Here is a 20,023-nt window from a genome sequence, read left to right on the forward strand (position 1 = left end):
CATCATCCTGAAAGGGGAACAAAAAAGTGAAACATTTCCGTAGCATCGGGCTCGCGCTCGCCGCGACCTTCGCCGTCAGCCAGGCAGGGGCCCAGGAGCTGACCGGCACGCTCAAGAACATCAAGGACACCGGCGCCATCACGCTGGGCTTCCGCGACTCCTCGATCCCGTTCTCCTATCTCGACGACAACCAGAAGCCCGTCGGGTTCGCGATGGACATCTGCTACAAGATCGTCGACGCCGTGAAGAAGGAGCTCAAGCTCGACAAGCTCGAGGTGAAGCTCAACCCGGTGACCTCGGCGACCCGTATCCCGCTGATGGCCAACGGCACCATCGACCTCGAATGCGGCTCGACCACCAACAATGCCGAGCGCCAGAAGCAGGTCGCCTTCACCAACACGCACTTCCTGACCGCCAGCCGCTACGTCTTCAAGAAGTCGAGCGGCCTGAAGTCGATCGACGACCTCAAGGGCAAGACGGTGGTTTCGACCGCCGGCACCACCAACATCAAGCAGCTCACCGAGGCCAACGTCGAGAAGAAGCTCGGCGCCAACATCATCCCGGCCAAGGACCACGCCGAAGCCTTCCTGATGGTCGAGACCGACCGCGCGGTCGCCTTCGTCATGGACGACATCCTGCTCGCCAGCCTGGTCGCCGGCTCGAAGTCACCGGATGACTACGCGATCTCGAAGGACGCGTTCTCCAAGCCCGAGCCCTACGGCATCATGCTGCGCAAGGATGACGCGCCGTTCAAGAAGGTGGTCGATGCCGCGACCGCTGCGCTCTACACCTCGGGCGAAGGCCAGAAGATCTATGAAAAGTGGTTCACGGCCAAGATCCCGCCGAAGGGCCTCAACCTCAACACTCCGATCTCGGCCGAGCTGAAGAACGAGTTCGCCAAGCCTTCGGACTCGCCGAACCCGGACGACTACAAGTAAGATGCTGTTTGCCTCTCCCCGCGTGCGGGGAGAGGCCGGAATGCGCGCGTAGCGCGGATTCCGGGTGAGGGGGACTCTCCGCGAGTCCGACTATCACCTCCCTCGCGGAGAGCCCCCCTCACCCTAACCCTCTCCCCGCAAGCGGGGAGAGGGAAGATATGCCGGCCGTCCTTGGAGGGAAGTGGCCGGACATTTGCATAAACGCCCAATACTTCTCTAAGGGCGCGTTCGCGCGGGGGACACGTGAACTATAATTGGAACTGGGGAATCTTTTTCCAGCCGAACCCGATGGGGACCGGCACCTATCTCGACATGCTGCTGTCGGGACTGGCGCTGACCCTCGAGACCGCGGCGCTGGCCTGGGTCATCGCGCTGATCACCGGCTCGGTCGTCGGCGTGATGCGCACGCTGCCGTCGAAGGGCGCCGGCTGGTTCGGCTTCTGTTATGTCGAATTCTTCCGGAACATGCCGCTGCTGGTGCAGCTGTTCCTGTGGTTCTTCGTGCTGCCGGAAATTCTGCCGAAGGCCGCCGGTCTCTGGCTGAAGCAATTGCCGAACGCGCCGTTCTGGACGGCGGCGATCGGCGTCGGCCTGTTCATGTCGGCGCGCGTGGCGGTGCAGTTGCAGGCCGGCATTTCCTCGCTGCCGCGCGGCCAGAAGATGGCGGCGACCGCGTTGGGGCTGACCACCGTGCAGGGCTATCGCTACGTGCTGCTGCCGATGGCGTTCCGCATCATCCTGCCGCCGCTGACCTCCGAGTTCCTCAACACCATCAAGAACACGGCGGTCGCGATCACCATCGGCCTGCTCGAGCTGACCGGTCAGGCGCGCTCGATGCAGGAGTTCTCGTTCCAGGTGTTCGAGGCCTTCACCGCCGCCACCATCCTCTATCTCCTCGTCAACGCCGTCGTCGTGACCGCGATGCGCTTCCTCGAGCGCTGGGTCGCGATCCCCGGCTACATCACGGGGAAATAGCGCCATGCTCGCCAATTTCGATTTCGACGTCATCCGCCGTGCGCTGCCCTATCTGTTCTTCGAGGGCATGACCTTCACGCTGACGCTGACGGGGCTTGCCGCACTCGGCGGCCTGGTGTTCGGCACGGCGCTCGCGCTGATGCGGCTGTCCGGACTGAAGCTGCTTGGCCGGATCGCTGGCATCTATGTCGACTTCATGCGGTCGCTGCCGCTGGTGCTGGTCATCTTCTGGTTCTACTTCCTGGTGCCCTATATCGGGCAGTGGCTGACCGGCGCCTCGCGCCCGATCAGCGTCGGCGCGTTCGCTTCCTCGCTCATCACCTTCATCATGTTCGAGGCCGCGTACTTCTCCGAGATCATGCGTGCCGGCATCCAGTCGATCTCGCGCGGACAGCCGGCCGCCGCCAGCGCGCTGGGGCTGACCTACGCCCAGACCATGCGCTACGTCGTGCTGCCGCAGGCGTTCCGCAACATGCTGCCGGTCCTGATCACGCAGACCATCGTGCTGTTCCAGGACACCTCACTGGTCTACGTCCTCTCGATCACCGACTTCCTCGGTGCCGCCAGCAAGGTCGCGCAGCGCGACGGCCGTCTGGTCGAGATGTATCTGTTTGCGGCCGTCGTCTACTTCACCATTTCCTGTATCGCGTCTTTCGGCGTTCGCCGCCTGCAGTCGCGCATCGCCATCATTCGCTAGAGTGTATCGGTCATGATCGAAATCAGCCACGTCAACAAATGGTACAGCCCGACCTTCCAGGTGCTGACCGACTGCACCACCAGCGTCACCAAGGGCGAGGTCGTCGTGGTCTGCGGCCCCTCGGGCTCGGGCAAGTCGACGCTGATCAAGTGCGTCAACGCGCTGGAGCCGTTCCAGAGCGGCGATATCAGCGTCGATGGCACCAAGGTCAACGATCCCAAGACCAATCTGCCGAAGCTGCGCTCGCGCGTCGGCATGGTGTTCCAGCACTTCGAGTTGTTTCCGCACCTCAAGATCATCGACAATCTCTGCCTCGCGCAGGAGAAGGTGCTGGGCCGCGGGCATGACAAATCGGTCACCAAGGGCATGCAGCTGCTGGAGCGCGTCGGCCTGAAGGAGCAGGCGCAGAAATTCCCGGCCCAGCTCTCCGGCGGTCAGCAGCAGCGCGTCGCGATCGCGCGTGCGCTCGCGATGGATCCGATCGTGATGTTGTTCGACGAGCCGACCTCGGCGCTCGATCCTGAAATGGTCAGCGAAGTGCTCGACGTCATGGTCGACCTCGCCCGCGAAGGCATGACCATGATGGTCGTGACCCACGAAATGGGCTTCGCCCGCAAGGTCGCCAACCGCGTCATCTTCATGGACCGCGGCGAGATCGTCGAGGACGCCCCGAAGGACGATTTCTTCGGCAAGCCCCGCAGCGACCGCGCGCAGAAGTTCTTGTCGAAGATCTTGTCGCATTAACTCACTGATGCCGTCATTCCGGGATGCGCCGAAGGCGCAGGCCCGGAATCCATAACCGCCAGCCGGGGTTATGGATTCCGGGCTCATTCGCTTTGCGAATGCCCCGGCATGACGGATCGAGGGTTTATCGCGCGCACCAAATCCCCTATACCGATAGGTAAACCCCCATTCCCCCAGGAGACCTGCCTTGGACTCGATCGCCTACGTCAACGGCTCATTCGTCCCGCTCTCGGAAGCTAGAATCTCGGTGCTCGACCGCGGCTTCCTGTTCGCCGACGGCATCTACGAGGTCTCGGCGGTGCTGGACGGCAAGCTGGTCGACAACGCCTCGCATCTGGCGCGGCTGGAACGTTCGGTCGGCGAGATCAAGCTCAAGCTCCCGGAGACGGTCGAGCGCATCACCGAGCTGCAGAAGGAGCTGATCGCGCGCAACAAGATCGAGAGCGGCCTCGTCTATCTCCAGGTCACGCGCGGCGCCGACAAGAGCCGCGATTTCCCGTTCCCCAAGGGCGACGTCAAGTCGAGCCTGGTGATGTTCACCTCCGAGAAGGACATCGTCAACGCCGCGGTGGCCAAGACCGGCATCAACGTGATCACGGTGCCCGACATTCGCTGGGAACGCCGCGACATCAAGAGCGTGGCGCTGCTGGCGCAAGTGCTGGCCAAGCAGGCCGCGGCGGAAGCCGGCGCCGGCGAAGCCTGGATGCTGCAGGACGGCTATGTCACCGAGGGTGGCTCGTCGTCCGCGTTCATTCTGACCAAGGACGATGTCATCGTCACCCGCAAGAACTCCAACGCGATCCTGCCGGGCTGCACCCGCAAGGCCGTGATCGCGCTCGCGGAAGAGCGCCAGCTCCGCGTCGAGGAGCGCTCCTTCACGGTCGACGAAGCGCTTTCCGCCAAGGAAGCCTTCATCACCTCGGCCTCGTCCTTCGTTCAGCCGGTGATCGCAGTCGACGGCAAGAAGGTCGGCGACGGCAAGCCCGGCCCGATGGCGACGCGACTTCGCGAGATCTATGTGGAGTTCGCCAAGGCGACGGCGGTCTGAGTCGCATACTCCGCTGCCGTAGGGTGGGCAAAGCGAATCGTGCCCACGTCTTACGTTGAATTCATCGAAAGATGGTGGGCACGGCGCAAGTGCGCCTTTGCCCACCCTACGAGACCTGCGCCGAGGCGCACGCCGTTCCCTCACGCCACCGACGCCTTCACCTTCACCGGATGCACCGCGCGGAACGCGATCGCGATCCTGTTCCAAGCATTGATGGCGCCGATCAGCATGGTCAGGTTCACCGTCTCAGCATCCGTGAACTGCGCACGGACCTGCTCGTAAGTCTCGTCCGGCGCGTGCGTCTCGGAAATCAGCGTCACCGCTTCCGTCCAGGCCAGCGCGGCGCGCTCGCGGTCGGTGTAGAGCGGAGAGTCGCGCCAGGCATTGAGCAAATAGATGCGCTGCTCGGTCTCGCCGCGCTTGCGGGCGTCCTCGGTGTGCATGTTGATGCAGAAGGCGCAGCCATTGATCTGAGACGCGCGGATCTTGACGAGCTCGATCAGCGATTTTTCCAGGCCCGTCGACTGGATCTGCTCCTCCAGCGCCATCAGCGCCTTCATCGTGTCGGGGGCGGCCTGGTAGAAATTCATGCGGGGTTTCATGGTCGTTCTCCTTGCTTGCGGGGATGATCTCAATGGGCTCCGCCGGCCGAGGCCTGGCCGGGTTTCTTCAGGAACAGGACGGCAGCCAGCGCAACGATCAGCGCCATGCCGAGCAGATAGAAGGTGTCACTGAAGGCGAAAATGTAAGCCTGCTTCTGCACGATATGGCCGATCGCGACATAGGCGCGATGGGCGGCATCGGCGCGGTCGAGCACGCCGTGATTGACGAAATACTGCGTGAGTTGTTCCAGCCGCGTGCGGGTGGCCTGCTCGAATACCGAGACCGACTGCATCAGCACGTTGGAGTGATACTGCTCGCGCTTGGTCAGCACGGTCTGCAGAAGCGCGATGCCGACGGCACCGCCGAGATTGCGCATCATGTTGAACAGGCCGGACGCCGAGCCGGCATTCTCCGGCTCGATGCCCGAAGTTGCGACCGCCGACAGCGGCGCCATCACCAGCGCCTGGCCGATGGCGCGAACGATGTTGGGCCACAGCAGCTGATCGGCGGCATAATCGTTGGTCATGGTGATGTTCATGAAGTTCGAGGCCGAGAACAGCACGAAGCCGATGCCGATGATGATCCGCGCGTCGAACCGCTGCATCAGGCGCGGCACCAGCGGGATCAGCACGAGCTGCGGCAGGCCGGTCCATGCCAGCACCATGCCGATCTGCTCGGCGTTGTAACCCTGGATGCGCGACAGATATTGCGGCAGGATGAAGACCGAGCCGTACAGCGCGACGCCGAGCAGGAAGTTCGCGAGCATGCCGAAGCCGAAATTGCGGCGGACCAGCAGGCGCAGGTTCAGCAGCGGCTTCTTCACGGTGAGCTCGATGATCAGGAACAGGGTCAGGGCGACGGCCGCGATCACGCTGAGCTTGACGATGAAGGGTGAGCCGAACCAGTCGTCCTTGTTGCCTTCCTCCAGCACGGTCTGCAGCGCGGACAGGCCGATCGCCATGGTGATGATGCCGGCCCAGTCGCCCTCGCGCAGCAGCGACAGCTTCATCGGCCTGGCGTCGAGCGCGTACCAGAGCATGCCGACCATGATCGCGCCGGGCACGAGGTTGACGTAGAAGATGTACTGCCAGCCGAAATTCTCGGTGAGATAGCCGCCGATGGTCGGGCCGATCGCGGGCGCGAACGTCGCCGACAGCGCGAACAGCGCAAGGCCGACCGGCTGCTTGCCGCGCGGCAGCAACGTGATGATCAGGGTGAACGCCATCGGGATCAGCACGCCGCCGGTAAAACCCTGCACGGCGCGCAGCACGATCATCTGCGGCAAGTCCTGCGCCAGCGCGCAGGCCGCCGACAGCACCAGGAACAGGATCGCGTTGGTGAGCAGGTAGATCCGGATCGAGAACACCTGCGCGAGCCAGCCGGACAGCGGGATCACCACGATCTCGGCGATCAGATAGGAGGTCGAGATCCAGCCGCCGTCGTCGATGCCGGCGCCGATCGCGCCCTGGATGTCGGCGAGCGAGGCGTTGACGATCTGGATGTTCAGCACCGCCATGAACGCGCCGAGCGTGGCGCCTATCACGGCGATCCAGGTTTTGGCGGAGACCGCCGGCGTGGCGGGCGCGGCCGGGGCGGGGAGGTTGGCGGCGGATGCAGCGTTGAGGGTCGGTTGAAGCGTGCTCATGGAAGCCTCGTCTCGGTCTTTGAGACAGGATGCGTCAGGCGGATGGTTTCGATAATCAGGGAAGTCCGGGAAGGATCATCCGGCAGGAGTTGAAGATCCTGCCGGGGGCCTTCCGCGTCAGCTGCCGTTCGCGCGGGGCGAATTATCTGCAACGCGCTTCGCGGACTCCCGCTCCGCCATCACGGCCGCCTTGGTATCGACGGTCGGCACCGCCGACATGCCGGGCCGCAGCAGCCCCGTGAGGCTGTGGTCGTCGAGCACGATCTTCACGGGCACGCGCTGCACGATCTTGGTGAAGTTGCCGGTGGCATTGTCTGGTGGCAGCAGAGCGAATTCAAGTCCGCTGGCCGGCGACAGGCTGTCGACATGGCCATGCAGCGTGCGATTGCGAAAACTGTCGACGCGCAGCTCGACCGGCTGACCGGGACGCACATGCGTGAGCTGCGTTTCCTTGAAGTTCGCGACGACATAGACCGCATCGAGCGGCACCACCGCCATTAATTGCGTGCCGGCCTGCACATACTGGCCGACGCGCAACGAGCGGGCGCCGACCGTGCCGTCCACCGGCGCGGTGATCTCGGTGTAGGACAGGTTCAACGCGGCCTGCTCCGCGACCGCGCGAGCGCGTTCGAGCTGGGCCGTGGCCTGGGCACGCTGGGTGGTGAGCACGTCGACCTTGCGCTGCGCGGCGACGAGGCCCGACCTGGCGTGCTGCAATTGCGCGTTGCTGGCGCGGAGCGCCGCATCGGTCTGCTGCGCACGCTGGATCGTGCCGGAGCCCGACTTCATCAGATCGTCGTAGCGGGCGCGCTCTTCCTGCGCGAATTTCAGGTTGGCATCGGCCGCCGCGACATCGGCGGTGCTCTGCTCGATGATCGGCTGCTGCAGGTCGAGCTGGGCGTCGATGTTGCGCACCGAGGCTTCGCCTGCAGCGACGTCGGCGCGGGCCTGCTCGAGCGCGGTCTTGAAGTCGCGGTCGTCGATCCTGGCCAGCAATTGGCCGGCTTTGACCTTCTCGTTGTCGCCGACCAGCACCTTGGCAATGTAGCCGGAGACCTTTGGCGCGATGATCGTGGAATCCGCCTTCACATAGGCGTCGTCGGTGGCTTCGAGGTAGCGGCCGTTCCTCAGATAGTCGTAGCCGTAGTCGCCGGCGACCGCGATGCCGAGCACCAGCGCGAGGCCGATGGCCGCCCGCTTGATCGCCTGCCGGGATGGCCGGAGGCTGATTTTTCCATTGTTTTCAGTGACGTAAGAAGCGTTCGACATGGCATCCTCGGCAATTCCCAGGCACCCCGATCCGAGCGGTGCGCTGTTGATCGTCGCAAGATGCGTTGTCCCGGTCGTTGTGATAATCCCGGAAACAATGGAAGCATTATCCACCATGGGCGGATAATCGGAGCCTCAAATCATGGACCGCTTCACCAGCCTCACGGCCTTCGTCCGGGTGGTCGAAAACGGCGGTTTTTCCGCCGCCGCCCGCCGCCTCAACATGTCGACGACCATGGTGAGCAACCATGTCCAGGCGCTGGAAGACCGGCTCGGCGTGCGGTTGCTCAACCGCACCACGCGAAAGGTGAGCCTCACCGAAATCGGCAAGGCCTATTACGACCGCTCGACCCAGATCCTCGCCGATCTCGAACAGGCCGACGATATCGCCGGCGCGCTGCAATCGACACCGCGCGGGACGCTGCGCATCCACACCGCCACCCACATGGTTCCGTTCGTCGCGCCCGTGATGGCCGAATTCCTCGCGACCTATCCCGAGGTCAAGGTCGACCTGCGCATGGGCGAGACCAATGTCGACCTGATCGAGGAAGGCTTTGATCTGGCGCTGCGCATGATCGCGCCGCCGGACTCCAGCCTGATCGTGCGAAGCCTTGCGACCTGGCGGCACGTGCTGTGCTGCTCGCATTCCTATATCGAGGCGCATGGGCGCGTGCAGACGCTGGAAGACCTCGCCGGGCACAATTGCGTGCGACACGTGAATTATCCATTCGACGAGTGGCGCTTCTTCGATCGCAAGGGAACGCCGGCCTCGGTGCGCATCTCCGGCAATCTGGTCACCAACAGCGGCGAAGCTCTGCGCGCGGCCGCGCTGCAGGGCTTGGGCATCAGCCTCGCCGCCGGATTCCTCGTCGGCGACGATCTCGACGCAGGCCGGCTGGTGCGCCTGCTGCCGGAGTATCGCCCGGTCGAGATGTCGATGAATGCGGTCTATCCGCACAAGCATCATCTGTCGGCGAAGGTGAGAACCTTCATCGACATGCTGGTGCATCACAGCGCCGAGCAGCAGAAGATGATCAATCCGTATTCGTGAGCGGCGCCGGCACGGGCAGTGCCGTAGGTGGGCAAAAGCGCACTTGCGCTGTGCCCACGATCTCTCTCCATCATCGAAAAGGGTGGGCACGCTCCGCTTTGCCCACCCTACGAGAGCGTCAGTGCGGCGGCGGCAATCGCCCAAATACGCTGTCGAGCGCCACGCCGATCGCAAGCAAGCGACGATCGCTCCCCGCGGGGCCATCCAGCTCCAGCCCGATCGGCAGTCTGCTCGTTGCGCCAAGCGCGATCGGAATCTGTATACCGGGAATGCCCGCATTGCTGCCGGGATCGGTGTTCTGGATGAACAGCCCGAAATTCTCGAGGCTGCTGGACTCCGGGTTGGCGGCAATCGCCACGCGCGGCGTGGTCGGAAAGGCGAAGGCGTCGAGCTTGTTGCCGGCGAACGTGTTGGCATAGAGCGCCTGAAGCGCGGGGCGCGCAGTCTTGATCGCGGCGTCGTAGATGGGCGCGGCATCGAGCAGCGTGCCGTCGGGGCCAGGCAGTTTTCGCGGGATCACGAGGTCATCAAAGATGCCCTTGACGTCGGCACTGGCGATCTCCCTCGCCAGTGCTTCGATGCTGAGGCCGGTGCCGGTGTGCTGGAGATACGCGGCCATGTCGTCATAGGCTTCATAGAGCGCGACGGGGAAGCCGACCTGGCCGTTGAGCCCGGCAAGCTCGGGCATCTCGATCTCGACCACCGTGACGCCCTGCGCTTTCATTTTCGCGACGGCCATCTGGAACGCCGCCTCGGTATCGGCATCGAGATTGGTCAGCATCGATGCGACGAGACCGATGCGCACCCCCGCAAGATCCGCCGGCGCGATTGTCTCGCCGCCCGCGATGACGCGGTCGAGCAACGCGACGTCAGCCATGGTCGCGGCCATGGGGCCGGCGGTGTCGCGGGTGTGCGAGATCGGCGCGATGCCGGCTTGCGGATAGCGGCCGACGGTCGGGCGCAGCGAGGCGCATCCGTTCAGCGCGCCGGGCACGCGGACCGATCCGCCGGTGTCGGTGCCGAGACCGCCGGCCACGATCCGTGCGCCGATCGCGGCGCCCGTTCCGGACGAGGAGCCGCCGGCGATCAGGGCGCGATCATAGGCGTTGCGCACGCCGAATTCGGCGCCGGTCTTGAACGCGGTGTTGTAGCCGGAGATGCCGAAGGCGAGCTCGTGCATGCCGGTCTTGCCGATGATGATCGCGCCGGCGGCCCGCAGTTTCGCGGCAACCAGCGCATCGGCCTTCGGGACGTAGTCTTTCAGCGCCGGTGTGCCGGCGCTGCAGGGCAATCCCGCGACCTCGATATTGTCCTTGATCACGATGGGCACGCCACCGAGCGGCCTCGTCTTGTCGCCCGCAGCGTCGAACGCGGCCGCTGCTTTCAACGCGCCCGCCTCATCCAGAGTGACGAAGGCATTGAGATCGGCATTGGCCTTGGCGCGGGCAAGAGCTTCCGTCGTCAGCGCAGTGCTCGTCACCTTGCTGGCACGGAGGTCGGCTGCGGCCCGGGTCAGCGTCAATTGGTGGAAATCCATGATGCCTCACCTGATTGCAGGAGCGCCACAGGGCGCCCCTCAGGCTCCGAGGCTGAAGCCTTGTCGGCGTCGCGTCAACCGGCGGCGCGCTTCTTTTGCGTTACCGATGTCGTCAATTTGTCGAGCAGCCGATCGACCTCGGGCTTCACCTTGGCGATCGCGATGTCCTTCACCGGACCGTAGCCGCGGATCTCCATCGGCGCCTTTGCGATGGCAATGAGGTCGGCAAGGTGCTCTGCGTCGAGCTCGCCGAGCATGCGTTCGATCACGCCTTCATACCAGGTGATCAGCTCCCGTTCAGTGCGCCGTTCCGCGGTGTACCCGAACGGATCGAACGGCGTCCCGCGCAATCCCTTCAATCGCGCCAGCATGGCCAGCGGCATCTGGATCCACTGGTCGAAGGCGCGCTTGCGCGGCCGGCCACGCGCGTCACGTTCCGACGGCAGGAACGGCGGCGCGAGATGATATTGAACGCTAAAACCGTCCTCGAACTCGCGCTTGAGCTCGTCGAGGAAGCCGCTTTGCATGTGCAGGCGCGCAACCTCGTACTCGTCCTTGTAGGCCATCAGCTTGAACAAAGCGCGGGCGATGGCCTCAGTCAGTGCCTCGCTGCCCAGGCGTGCTTCGGCGCCGCGAACCTTTTCGATCATCGCGCGATAGCGCGCGGCGTAGGCACCGTTCTGATAGGCGGTGAGGAAATCGGCGCGGCGGGCGATGAGCTGGTCGAGCGTCTCGGCCGCTGATGCCTTAATCGTCTTCGGCAGAACGCCCGGATCGGCGGCGGCAATCCGGCCCCAGGCAAAAGCCTGTTTGTTCCGATCGACCGCGACGCCGTTGAGCTCGATCGCGCGGAGCATCGCTTGCAGCGAAACCGGAACCAGGCCGCGCTGCCAGGCAAAGCCCAGCATGATGATGTTGGCATAGACGGCATCGCCGAGCAGCCGCTCGGCCAGTGTGTTGGCGTTGACGGTGCCGAGATTGTCGTTGCCGATGACCTGCCGGATCGCGCGCAGCCGGGCAGGCGAGGCGAGATCGGCATCTCGGAAACGGACCACGTCGCCGGTCGGCATCTCCGCGGTGTTGACGGCGGCGCGCATGCCGCGGCGATAGGTGCCGGACGCCTTTGGCGAGGAGCTGACGACGAGGTCGCAGCCGATCAGCGCATCCGCCGCGCCTTGGTCGATGCGGACCTGGTGCAGCGCGTCGGGTGAGGCGGCGAGGCGAATGTAGCTCAGCACGGGTCCGAACTTCTGAGCAAAGCCGGTAAAGTCCAGCACTGAGACGCCGCGACGCTCCAAATGCGCCGCCATGCCAATCAGCGCGCCGACTGTGATCACGCCGGTGCCGCCGACGCCGGTGACGAGCAGGTCGTAGGGACGCTCGAGCATTGCAGGGGCGGGGAGGGGCAGCGCGGCGGCGCGGCCGATCGCGTCGATCTGGCTCGCGCTCTTCTTTCGGCGCGTCGCGCCCTCGACGGTCACGAAACTCGGACAGAAGCCGTTGAGACAGGAAAAGTCCTTGTTGCAGGCCGACAGGTTGATCTGGCGCTTGCGGCCGAACGGCGTCTGCTTCGGCTCGACGCTGAGACAGTTGGACTCGACCGAGCAATCGCCGCAGCCTTCGCAAACGAGATCGTTGATATAGGCAAAGCGTTTGGGGTCGGCCATCTGGCCGCGCTTGCGCCGTCGCCGCTTCTCCGTGGCGCAGGTCTGCTGATAGACCAGGACGGATACGCCGGGGATGTCGCGCAGCTCGCGTTGCACGGTATCCATTTCCTCGCGCGGATGGATGGTGACGCCAATGGGGAGGTCCGCAGGCCGGAACTGTTCGGGATCGTCCGAAACCAGGGCGATGCGTTCAACCCCTTCGGCGCGGACGCTGTGCGCGATGGCATGCACGCTGACGGGGCCGTCGACCGGCTGGCCGCCGGTCATGGCGACGGCATCGTTGAACAGGATCTTGTAGGTGATGTTGGCCTTGGCCGCGATCGCCTGCCGGATCGCCATCGAGCCGGAGTGATAATAGGTGCCTTCGCCGAGATTCTGGAAGATGTGCTTGTTGCCCGTGAATCGCGACGATGCCGCCCAGTTCACGCCCTCGCCGCCCATCTGGATCAGCGACGAGGTCTCGCGGTCCATCCAGCTCGCCATGAAATGGCAGCCGATGCCGGCCAGAGCTTTCGATCCCTCAGGCACCTTGGTCGAGGTGTTGTGCGGACATCCAGAGCAGAAATAGGGCGTGCGCGTCGCGCCGGCGACGTTGATGGCGCGCTCTGCCTCCGGCAGCAATGCAGCGGCCCGCGCGGCGAGATTGAGGCCCGGAAACATCGGATCGAGCCGCCGCGCCAGCACGGATGCCAGCGCGCGCGGCGACAATTCGCCGATCCATGAGATCAGCCGCGCGCCGGTTTCGTCGTGCTTGCCGACCATGCGCTCGGGCTTGCTGCCGGGATAGTCGTAAAAATATTCCTTGAACTGGCTCTCGATGATGCCGCGCTTCTCCTCGACCACCAGGATCTCGCGCTTGCCCTTCACGAAATCCATGGCGTCATGCAGCGCCAGCGGCCAGACCATGCCGACCTTGTAGACGTCGATGCCGATGCGGCGGCAGGCGGCTTCATCGAGGCCCATCAGCCGCAGCGCCTCCATCAGGTCGAGATGCGCCTTGCCCGTCGTGACGATGCCGTAGGTCGCGCCGGGGATGTCGTAGATGTGGCGGTCGATCGGATTGGCTTTGGCGAAGGCGTAGACCGCGTGTTTCTTGGCTTCCAGCCGCTCCTCGATCTGCGGGCCCGGCAGGTCCGGCCAGCGATAATGCAGCCCGCCAGGCGGCGGCGTGAAGTCGGGCGTGCGGAACAGGCGCGGAGGGCGCAGCGCGACGGATGCGCCCGACTCCACGATCTCCGAGATCGCCTTGAAGCCGACCCACATGCCGGAGAAGCGGCTCAGCGCGTAGCCATATTCACCGAATTCGAGATATTCACCGACATCGGCCGGGTGCAGCGTCGGCATGAACCAGCTCATGAAGGCGACGTCGGACTGGTGCGGCATCGAGGACGACACGCAGCCGTGGTCGTCGCCGGCCACCACCAGCACGCCGCCATGCGGGGAGGAGCCGTAGGCATTGCCGTGCTTGAGCGCATCGCCGGAGCGATCGACACCGGGGCCCTTGCCGTACCAGAGCCCGAACACGCCATCGACCTCGCGGTCGGCTTGGGTCTCGACCTGTTGCGAGCCGAGCACCGCCGTTGCCGCAAGGTCCTCGTTCACGGCGGGGAGGAATTCGATGTGGTCCTGCTTCAGCCGCTGCTGGATGCGCCACAGCTCGAGATCGACACCGCCGAGCGGCGAGCCGCGATAGCCGGAGATGAAGCCCGCGGTGTTGAGGCCGCGCGCCCGGTCACGCCTTGCCTGGTCGAGCGCGATGCGGACGATGGCCTGCGTGCCCGTGAGGAAGACGCGGCCTTCCTCGCGGTCATAGCGGTCGGAGAGATCGTAACTGTCGAGTGATGGAATGGCGTCCATGGCGGACCTCGCGCGGCATCCTGCCGATTGATGGAAGGGTATGCCTGGGAAGTTGGTAGGTCTTACCTATTTCTCCCGCACGAAATCGTTATTCGGTAGAATTTTGCATAAGGATGCGCAATTTGGTAGATTCGATCGAATTGAGGACCTTCCATGATCGAAGAGCAGGACACGCGGATTCTCGCCCAACTCCAGAAGGACGGCCGCGCCACCAATCAGCAACTGGCCGACGAGGTTGGCATGTCCACCTCGGCCTGCTGGCGCCGGGTGCGGGCACTGGAGGAGAGCGGTGTCATCCAGGGCTATGCGGCGCTGGTCGCGCGCGAGCAGGCGGGCTTTGCGATGTCGGCCATCCTCCACGTGTCACTGGAGCGACACGACGCAAAATTCGTCGACGAGTTTGTCTCCCGGGTCACCAGGCGCCGCGAAGTGCTGGAGTGTTTTGCGACCACGGGCGATGCCGACTATCATCTGCGCGTCGTCGTGCAGGACATGACGGCCTACAACCGCTTCCTCGACGAATTCATGTTCCGCATTCCCGGCATCCGCTATGTCCGTAGCAATGTAGTGCTGAAGGAGATCAAGACGGGCGTGGCGCTGCCGTTTTGAACGGCTCGCACAGCTGCCGTAGGGTGGGCAAAGGCGCATAGTGCCGTGCCTACGGCACCTTCGTCGCCGCGCAGGTCCGCCTGTTGCGTCACGATTTCTGCGCTTCCGATCCGGGCCTCAGCAGAAGCATGAAGATGAGAGCGTGCCCGACCAGCAGCAGCGGCACATAGAGTGCCGGGATATAGATGCCGGCGCCGAACAGGCCGGGATTCTGGATCTTCGTTGCGCCCACGTAATACGCATTCAGGAGATCGAGCGTACCCCAGATGTTGAAGATCCAAACCGTCGGAATCGCGAACGACCATCGCCAGGAGAGTGCCGCCATTGAAACGAGCGCGAGAGTGGCGGCGATCAGATCACCCCACCCGACCTGGCCGGCGAAATCGGCGCTCAACTCCGGAGCTACGAATCCCGCGACCATGAAGTTCATGCCCAGAAATCTGAATGCGTGGAAAGCCGCGAGGAGTCTCAGCGCGTCATGGCGCGGCATGGCGCGAAGCGCCGGCCAGACGTAGATGGCGGCCACCACCGAGCTTGTCAGGATCGCCCCGACGACGCTGAGGACGAACGGAAGGTTGAAGTTTGGCGGCACGTTCGGATTTCCTTGTGATGTCCATCGGGTGAGGTCGAAGCCGGCTCGGCCCGCGCTCAGGGTTTGCTACCCATGAGCAGACGGAGCGGCATGAGCGGACCGACCGCGATGTATTCGTGGTCGATCAGATCCTGCTTGGCGAGCGGCAGTGCATCCATGATCGCGTGCGCTTCGGCGTCATTCCGGACATCCAGCAGGAAGACGGCGCCGCGCCCATCGGATCGCGAATACCATTCGCGAACCGTGCCGTTGAGATAGAGCTGTACGGTCTGCCTGACTTCATCGGGCATGACCGCCATGACCTGTTCGCGACTGACGCCCGGCTTGACGGTCAGGATGACCATGACCCCGGTGGTCGGCGATGTGGATTGTGTTTGGGCAAGGGATCGATCGGCCATGGACGTTGCTCCTGCCAGTATGAGGGTGAGTACGACGTTGCGGATTGCCTTCATCGGTTTCATCGCTCCGATCGCGCGGTGGTGCGGCTCGTTTGCAGTTCGGATGTAAGGCCGCTTTCCGCGGGCGACTATTCGCGATAATGTGAACGGGCTATGAAGCAGAACTTCACAGTCAGGCATGGCGCGCTCGACGGCGTGGAGGCGTTCCTGAGTGTCGCCCAGCATCGCAGCTTCCGCCGGGCGGCAGCCGAACTTGGGGTTACGCCATCGGCCATCAGTCAGGCGATACGCACGCTCGAGGCGCGCGTCGGCGCCGCGCTCTTCATTCGCACGACCCGCAGTGTCGGTTTGACCGAAGCTGGCGAAAGATTCCTTGCGCGCGCAAGACCCGCCTTCGAGGAGCTCGTTGCGGCAAGCGGGGCGGCGCGCGAGCTCGGACAGCGACCGGCCGGACTCCTGCGTCTCACCGTACCGCGCTCCGTCGTGCCGATCCTGTTGGAGCCGCTGATCGCGTCGTTCTGCCGGGCCTTTCCCGAGATCGAGGTGGAGCTTGCCGCAAGCGAAGAACTGGTCGATCTCGCAGCCGAAGGTTTTGACGCCGGCATCAGGTTAGGCCAGTTCATCGCCCCCGACATGGTCGCGGTGCGCCTGACGAGCCCGCTGCCCCTCATTATCGTGGGCAGCCCGTCTTACCTTGCCCGCCGCGGCCGGCCCGAGCGGCCGGAGGATCTGCGTGAGCATGCGTGCCTGAGATTGCGACGATCGAGCGGTGCGCTTGCGTCATGGTCGCTCGACGACAACGGTCGTTCGATCGAGATCGTGGTTTCCGGACCTTTCATCGCCAACGACTTTCCGACGATGCTCGGAGCTGCCGTCGAAGGTGTGGGTCTTGCGCAGGTGCCGGCACCGCTGGCGACCGGCGCGTTGACGATGGGAAAGCTCGTCCCCGTGTTGGAGCAATTCGCGCCGATGACACCGGGCGTGTTTCTCTACTATCCCGGCCACCGACAAATCATGCCGAAGTTGCGGGCCTTTATCGATCATGTGAAGGGCCGCTCGGGCGCAGCGGGCTGATCTATCGCCCCTCCCGCACAAACCTGTTCCGCAGCGTCCCGACGCCGGTGATGTCGATCTCCACGACATCGCCGTGCTTGATGTCGGGCGAGGCACCATCCGTCCCCATCCAGATCACGTCGCCCGGCCACAGCGTGAAATACTTGGTCAATTCGACCAAAAACGGCACCACGCCAAAGATCATGTCGTTGGTATGGAAGCGGTTGGTCTCCTTGCCGTTGACCCGCACGATCGTTTCCATTTTGCCAAGATCGGCCTCGGTCTCGATCCACGGGCCCATCGGCTTGAACGTGTCGGCGTTCTTCGAGCGCCACAGGCTGCGGTCGGCCTTCTGCCAGCTGCGTTCGCTGACATCGTTACCGATGGTGTAGCCGAACACGCAATCCATCGCGTTCTCTGACGTCAGGTGCTTCACCTTCTTGCCGATGACGACGGCGAGCTCACCCTCATAGTGGATCTTCTCCGTCGCGAAGGAGGGGATCACGACGTCCTCATCATGTGCGATCAGCGCGTTCTGCGCGCGGTAGCCGATCTCCGGCCTTTCAGGCACCGCCGGCACCTCGCCGCGCTTGTCGGCGGCTTCCTTCAGGTGTTTGAGGTAGTTCAGGCCGACGCAATAGAACGTGCGCGGGATCAGCGGCAGCTCGATCTTGACCGCGCTGAGTGGATGCGTGCGCGAAGTACGCTGCCATGCGCCAAAGGGGTCGCCGTCGACCGCGATGACATGGTCGCCCTCGACGATTCCCCACGAGGTCTTGTTCGCGGCGGTGAATTTCAGCCAGCGCATGATGTATCCTTGTTGTTATTCCGCAGCATCGCGCGGCTGCACCTTCCACGCACCGGCAGCCGGTCGCTTCAGCCCAAGATTTTCTCGTAACGTCTTGCCGCGATAGTCCTTCTGGAACAGGCCGCGCCGCTGCAACTCCGGCACAACGTGCTGCACGAAATCGGCATAGGAGCCGGGCACATAGGTCGCCGCAATGACAAAGCCGTCGCAGCCGCGCTCGACGAACATCTCTTCGAGCTTGTCCGCGATCTCCTTCGGGCCGCCAACCATCGCGTCATGCACCTGGCCGCGGCCGGAGAAGGTGACGAAGTCGCGTGCGCTCGGATTGCTCTTGCCCGAATTCTTCAGCACGCCGTCTCGGATACCCAGAATGCCCTGCATGCTCTTCAGCTCGTCCGTGGTCAGGGGCTCGTCGAGATCCTTGGAGGCGAAGTCGTAATTGAGGGCTTCGGCGAGCAGTGACAGCGCGTCGATCTCGAGCGGCAGCTTGTTGATCAGCGCCATCTTGTCCTCGGCCTCGGCCTTGGTCGCGGCGCAGACCGGCGTCGTCAGATTGCAGAGGAACATCTGGTCGGGATCGCGGCCGGCTTTCGCCGCTTCATTGCGCACGGCCGCATAGCCGTCCTTGGCGGCGGTCAGATTTCGTGCGGCGGTGAAGATCACCTCGCCCCATCGCCCGGCAAAGCGCTGGCCACGGCCGGACGCGCCGGCCTGGATGATGACGGGATGGCCTTGCTGCGAGCGCGGCACGGTGAAGGGACCGCGGGACTTGAAGGCCGCTCCCTTGTGATCGAGGCGCTTCACCTTGCTCGGATCGGCAAAGCGGCCGCTCTTTTTGTCCATGAGGATCGCGCCGTCCTCCCAGGTGTCCCAATGGCCGAGCACGACCTCCATGAACTCGTCGGCCTTGTCGTAGCGGGAATCATGTTCGGGATGGGAATCGCGCCCCATGTTGAGCGCCTCGCCGTCGTTGAGCGAGGTGACGACGTTCCAGCCTGCGCGCCCGCCGGACATCAGATCGAGCGTTGCGAAGCGGCGCGCGACGTCGAACGGCTCGTAGTAAGTGGTCGAGCAGGTCGCGCCGAGGCCAAGCTTGTCGGTGACCATGCCCATCGTGGTCAGCACAATCAGCGGATCCATCTTTACGCAGCGGATGCCGTATTCGACGGTGTGGGCGTGATCATTGCCGTAGCGGTCCGGCATCGCCAGGCGATCGTCGAAGAACGCCATGTGGAATTTGCCGGCTTCGAGAATCCTCGCGATCTCCTGATAGTAGTCCGCCGACATGGAATCGTCGCGCGAGTCCGGATGCCGCCAGGAGCTCGGCAGATTGGTGCAATTCTGCGCCTGGAGGAAGCCGACCAGTACCATCTGCCGATTCATGCTACTGTTCTCCGAATTGCGTCAGACCAGATCGAGGATCGTGTCGAGCCGGTAGTCACGCGCCAGCGCGCGCAGCTTCTCCCAGGTGGCATCCTCGATCTCGATGCCGTCGCGCAGGCGCTGCTGCTCGCGCAGGCCCTCGATCTCGCCGGGATAGTAGACGCCCGTGCTGCCCTCGGACGGCGGCGTCGATTTCAGATAATGCGCGAACTCCGCGACCTCGCGCTTGAACTGCTGCAGCGGGCGGAACGCGGCGACGTTGAACACCGCCATGAAGCAGCCGTCATTGTGCCGACCCGTCGGCTCGACGCCGAATCCCAATCCGGTGAGCAGGCCGCACAGCACCTCGACCATCGCCGCAAGACCGCTACCTTTGTAACCTTCGGTGCCACCGAGCGGCAGCAGCGCGCCACCCTTGCGATATTGCGTGGGATCGGTGGTGTGCCGCCCGTCGGCGTCGATGATCCATCCCGTCGGAATCTCCTCGCCGCGGGCAACCGCGAGCTGGATCTTGCCGGCTGCGACCGCCGAGGTCGCCATGTCCAGGTAGAACGGCGCATCGAGATCGGACGGCACCGCGATCGAGATCGGGTTGGTGCCGAGCCGCGGCTCCTTGCCGCCGAACGGCGCCACATGCTTTGGCGAGCGGCCGGAATCCGCCGTCGCGATCCCGATCATGCCTTCGCGCATCGCCATCAAGGGATAGGCGGCGAGGCGGCCGACATGGCTCTGCCGGAACACCGTGCACGCCGCAACGTTCGCGGTCTTCGCCTTCTCGATCGTCAGCGCCATCGCCTTGGCGTTGACGTGGAAGCCGAACCCCCAGTTTCCGTCGATCACGGTCGTGGTTGGCGATTCCTGGACGATGGTCCATTTGGCACCGGGAACGATGTGTCCGGCCTTGATACGATCGATGTAGGTGGGAACCGCGATCACACCGTGGGAATCGTGACCGGCGAGATTGGCGTTGACGCAGCCCGTTGCGACTGCGTCGGCCTCTTCCTCGGACGCTCCGGCCGCCTGGAGCAGAGCGGCGCTGATTCGTGTGAGGCGGTCGGCCCTGACGATCGGCATGGCGTTTCCCCGGCATTGTGCCCTTAACGGGCTGCTTGTTGGGAGCCATCGTCTCAAAGCGTGGGCGCGATATCA

The 20,023-nt window shown here is 64.2% G+C and carries 18 protein-coding genes; 8 read left to right on the forward strand and 10 right to left on the reverse strand.

The window, feature by feature from the left end; translation table 11 throughout:
- The first annotated feature begins 26 nt into the window (after nt 1–26).
- The 5 genes from RAD16_RS22255 to RAD16_RS22275 all read left to right on the forward strand — a co-directional run bounded on the left by RAD16_RS22255 (nt 27) and on the right by RAD16_RS22275 (nt 4,402).
- The gene (locus RAD16_RS22255; RefSeq protein ID WP_458159997.1) at nt 27–938 is read left to right on the forward strand and encodes an amino acid ABC transporter substrate-binding protein; all 912 of its coding nucleotides are present in this window, start codon (nt 27–29) and stop codon (nt 936–938) included.
- Between the two features lie 243 nt (nt 939–1,181).
- Nucleotides 1,182–1,913, forward strand: a complete 732-nt coding sequence (locus tag RAD16_RS22260; RefSeq protein WP_458159998.1) for an amino acid ABC transporter permease — start codon at nt 1,182–1,184, stop codon at nt 1,911–1,913.
- Nucleotides 1,914–1,917: 4 nt separating this feature from the next.
- Nucleotides 1,918–2,610, forward strand: coding sequence for an amino acid ABC transporter permease (locus RAD16_RS22265; protein ID WP_458159999.1), 693 nt, complete (start codon nt 1,918–1,920; stop codon nt 2,608–2,610).
- A gap of 12 nt (nt 2,611–2,622) precedes the next feature.
- The gene (locus RAD16_RS22270) at nt 2,623–3,354 is read left to right on the forward strand and encodes an amino acid ABC transporter ATP-binding protein (protein ID WP_018648485.1); all 732 of its coding nucleotides are present in this window, start codon (nt 2,623–2,625) and stop codon (nt 3,352–3,354) included.
- Between the two features lie 187 nt (nt 3,355–3,541).
- Entirely contained in the window at nt 3,542–4,402 is an 861-nt protein-coding gene (locus tag RAD16_RS22275; RefSeq protein ID WP_458160000.1) for a D-amino-acid transaminase, read from the forward strand.
- Between the two features lie 140 nt (nt 4,403–4,542).
- Here RAD16_RS22275 and RAD16_RS22280 read toward each other — a convergent pair whose 3' ends face one another.
- From RAD16_RS22280 to RAD16_RS22290, 3 genes are all read right to left on the reverse strand, one after another.
- Nucleotides 4,543–5,004, reverse strand: a complete 462-nt coding sequence (locus RAD16_RS22280; RefSeq protein ID WP_458160001.1) for a carboxymuconolactone decarboxylase family protein — start codon at nt 5,002–5,004, stop codon at nt 4,543–4,545.
- Nucleotides 5,005–5,033: 29 nt separating this feature from the next.
- Complete coding sequence (locus RAD16_RS22285; RefSeq protein ID WP_458160002.1) at nt 5,034–6,650, reverse strand: MDR family MFS transporter; 1,617 nt, start codon at nt 6,648–6,650, stop codon at nt 5,034–5,036.
- A 117-nt stretch (nt 6,651–6,767) separates the two neighbouring features.
- Nucleotides 6,768–7,919, reverse strand: a complete 1,152-nt coding sequence (locus tag RAD16_RS22290; RefSeq protein ID WP_458160003.1) for an HlyD family secretion protein — start codon at nt 7,917–7,919, stop codon at nt 6,768–6,770.
- A gap of 142 nt (nt 7,920–8,061) precedes the next feature.
- On the opposite strand from RAD16_RS22290, the gene RAD16_RS22295 reads away from it, so the two are divergent.
- Nucleotides 8,062–8,970 carry a LysR family transcriptional regulator gene (locus RAD16_RS22295; RefSeq protein ID WP_458160004.1) on the forward strand — a complete coding sequence of 303 codons (909 nt, stop codon included), beginning with the start codon at nt 8,062–8,064 and terminating at the stop codon, nt 8,968–8,970.
- A gap of 118 nt (nt 8,971–9,088) precedes the next feature.
- Here the strand turns inward: RAD16_RS22295 and iaaH are convergent, their stop codons facing one another.
- Both iaaH and RAD16_RS22305 read right to left on the reverse strand, forming a co-directional pair.
- Complete coding sequence (gene iaaH, locus RAD16_RS22300; protein ID WP_458160005.1) at nt 9,089–10,507, reverse strand: indoleacetamide hydrolase; 1,419 nt, start codon at nt 10,505–10,507, stop codon at nt 9,089–9,091.
- Between the two features lie 74 nt (nt 10,508–10,581).
- Nucleotides 10,582–14,031: an indolepyruvate ferredoxin oxidoreductase family protein gene (locus RAD16_RS22305; protein WP_458160006.1), complete on the reverse strand. Its 3,450-nt coding sequence runs from the start codon at nt 14,029–14,031 to the stop codon at nt 10,582–10,584.
- A 153-nt stretch (nt 14,032–14,184) separates the two neighbouring features.
- Here RAD16_RS22305 and RAD16_RS22310 point away from each other — a divergent pair, with 153 nt between their 5' ends.
- The gene (locus RAD16_RS22310) at nt 14,185–14,640 is read left to right on the forward strand and encodes an Lrp/AsnC family transcriptional regulator (RefSeq protein ID WP_458160007.1); all 456 of its coding nucleotides are present in this window, start codon (nt 14,185–14,187) and stop codon (nt 14,638–14,640) included.
- An 88-nt stretch (nt 14,641–14,728) separates the two neighbouring features.
- On the opposite strand, the gene RAD16_RS22315 is transcribed toward RAD16_RS22310, so the two are convergent.
- Both RAD16_RS22315 and RAD16_RS22320 read right to left on the reverse strand, forming a co-directional pair.
- Nucleotides 14,729–15,232, reverse strand: coding sequence for a hypothetical protein (locus RAD16_RS22315; RefSeq protein WP_458160008.1), 504 nt, complete (start codon nt 15,230–15,232; stop codon nt 14,729–14,731).
- A 56-nt stretch (nt 15,233–15,288) separates the two neighbouring features.
- Entirely contained in the window at nt 15,289–15,693 is a 405-nt protein-coding gene (locus tag RAD16_RS22320) for a hypothetical protein (RefSeq protein ID WP_458160009.1), read from the reverse strand.
- 90 nt (nt 15,694–15,783) lie between these two features.
- On the opposite strand from RAD16_RS22320, the gene RAD16_RS22325 reads away from it, so the two are divergent.
- On the forward strand, nt 15,784–16,704 hold the full coding sequence (locus tag RAD16_RS22325; RefSeq protein WP_458160010.1) for a LysR family transcriptional regulator: 921 nt from the start codon (nt 15,784–15,786) through the stop codon (nt 16,702–16,704).
- Nucleotide 16,705: 1 nt separating this feature from the next.
- Here RAD16_RS22325 and RAD16_RS22330 read toward each other — a convergent pair whose 3' ends face one another.
- From RAD16_RS22330 to RAD16_RS22340, 3 genes are read right to left on the reverse strand one after another with little or no spacing between them, the layout of a single operon-like run.
- The gene (locus tag RAD16_RS22330) at nt 16,706–17,491 is read right to left on the reverse strand and encodes a fumarylacetoacetate hydrolase family protein (protein WP_458160011.1); all 786 of its coding nucleotides are present in this window, start codon (nt 17,489–17,491) and stop codon (nt 16,706–16,708) included.
- A gap of 15 nt (nt 17,492–17,506) precedes the next feature.
- On the reverse strand, nt 17,507–18,874 hold the full coding sequence (locus RAD16_RS22335) for an LLM class flavin-dependent oxidoreductase (protein ID WP_458160012.1): 1,368 nt from the start codon (nt 18,872–18,874) through the stop codon (nt 17,507–17,509).
- A gap of 21 nt (nt 18,875–18,895) precedes the next feature.
- Entirely contained in the window at nt 18,896–19,948 is a 1,053-nt protein-coding gene (locus RAD16_RS22340; RefSeq protein ID WP_458160013.1) for an Ldh family oxidoreductase, read from the reverse strand.
- Nucleotides 19,949–20,023 lie beyond the last annotated feature (75 nt).

Source organism: Bradyrhizobium sp. 18BD (genome assembly GCF_054185225.1).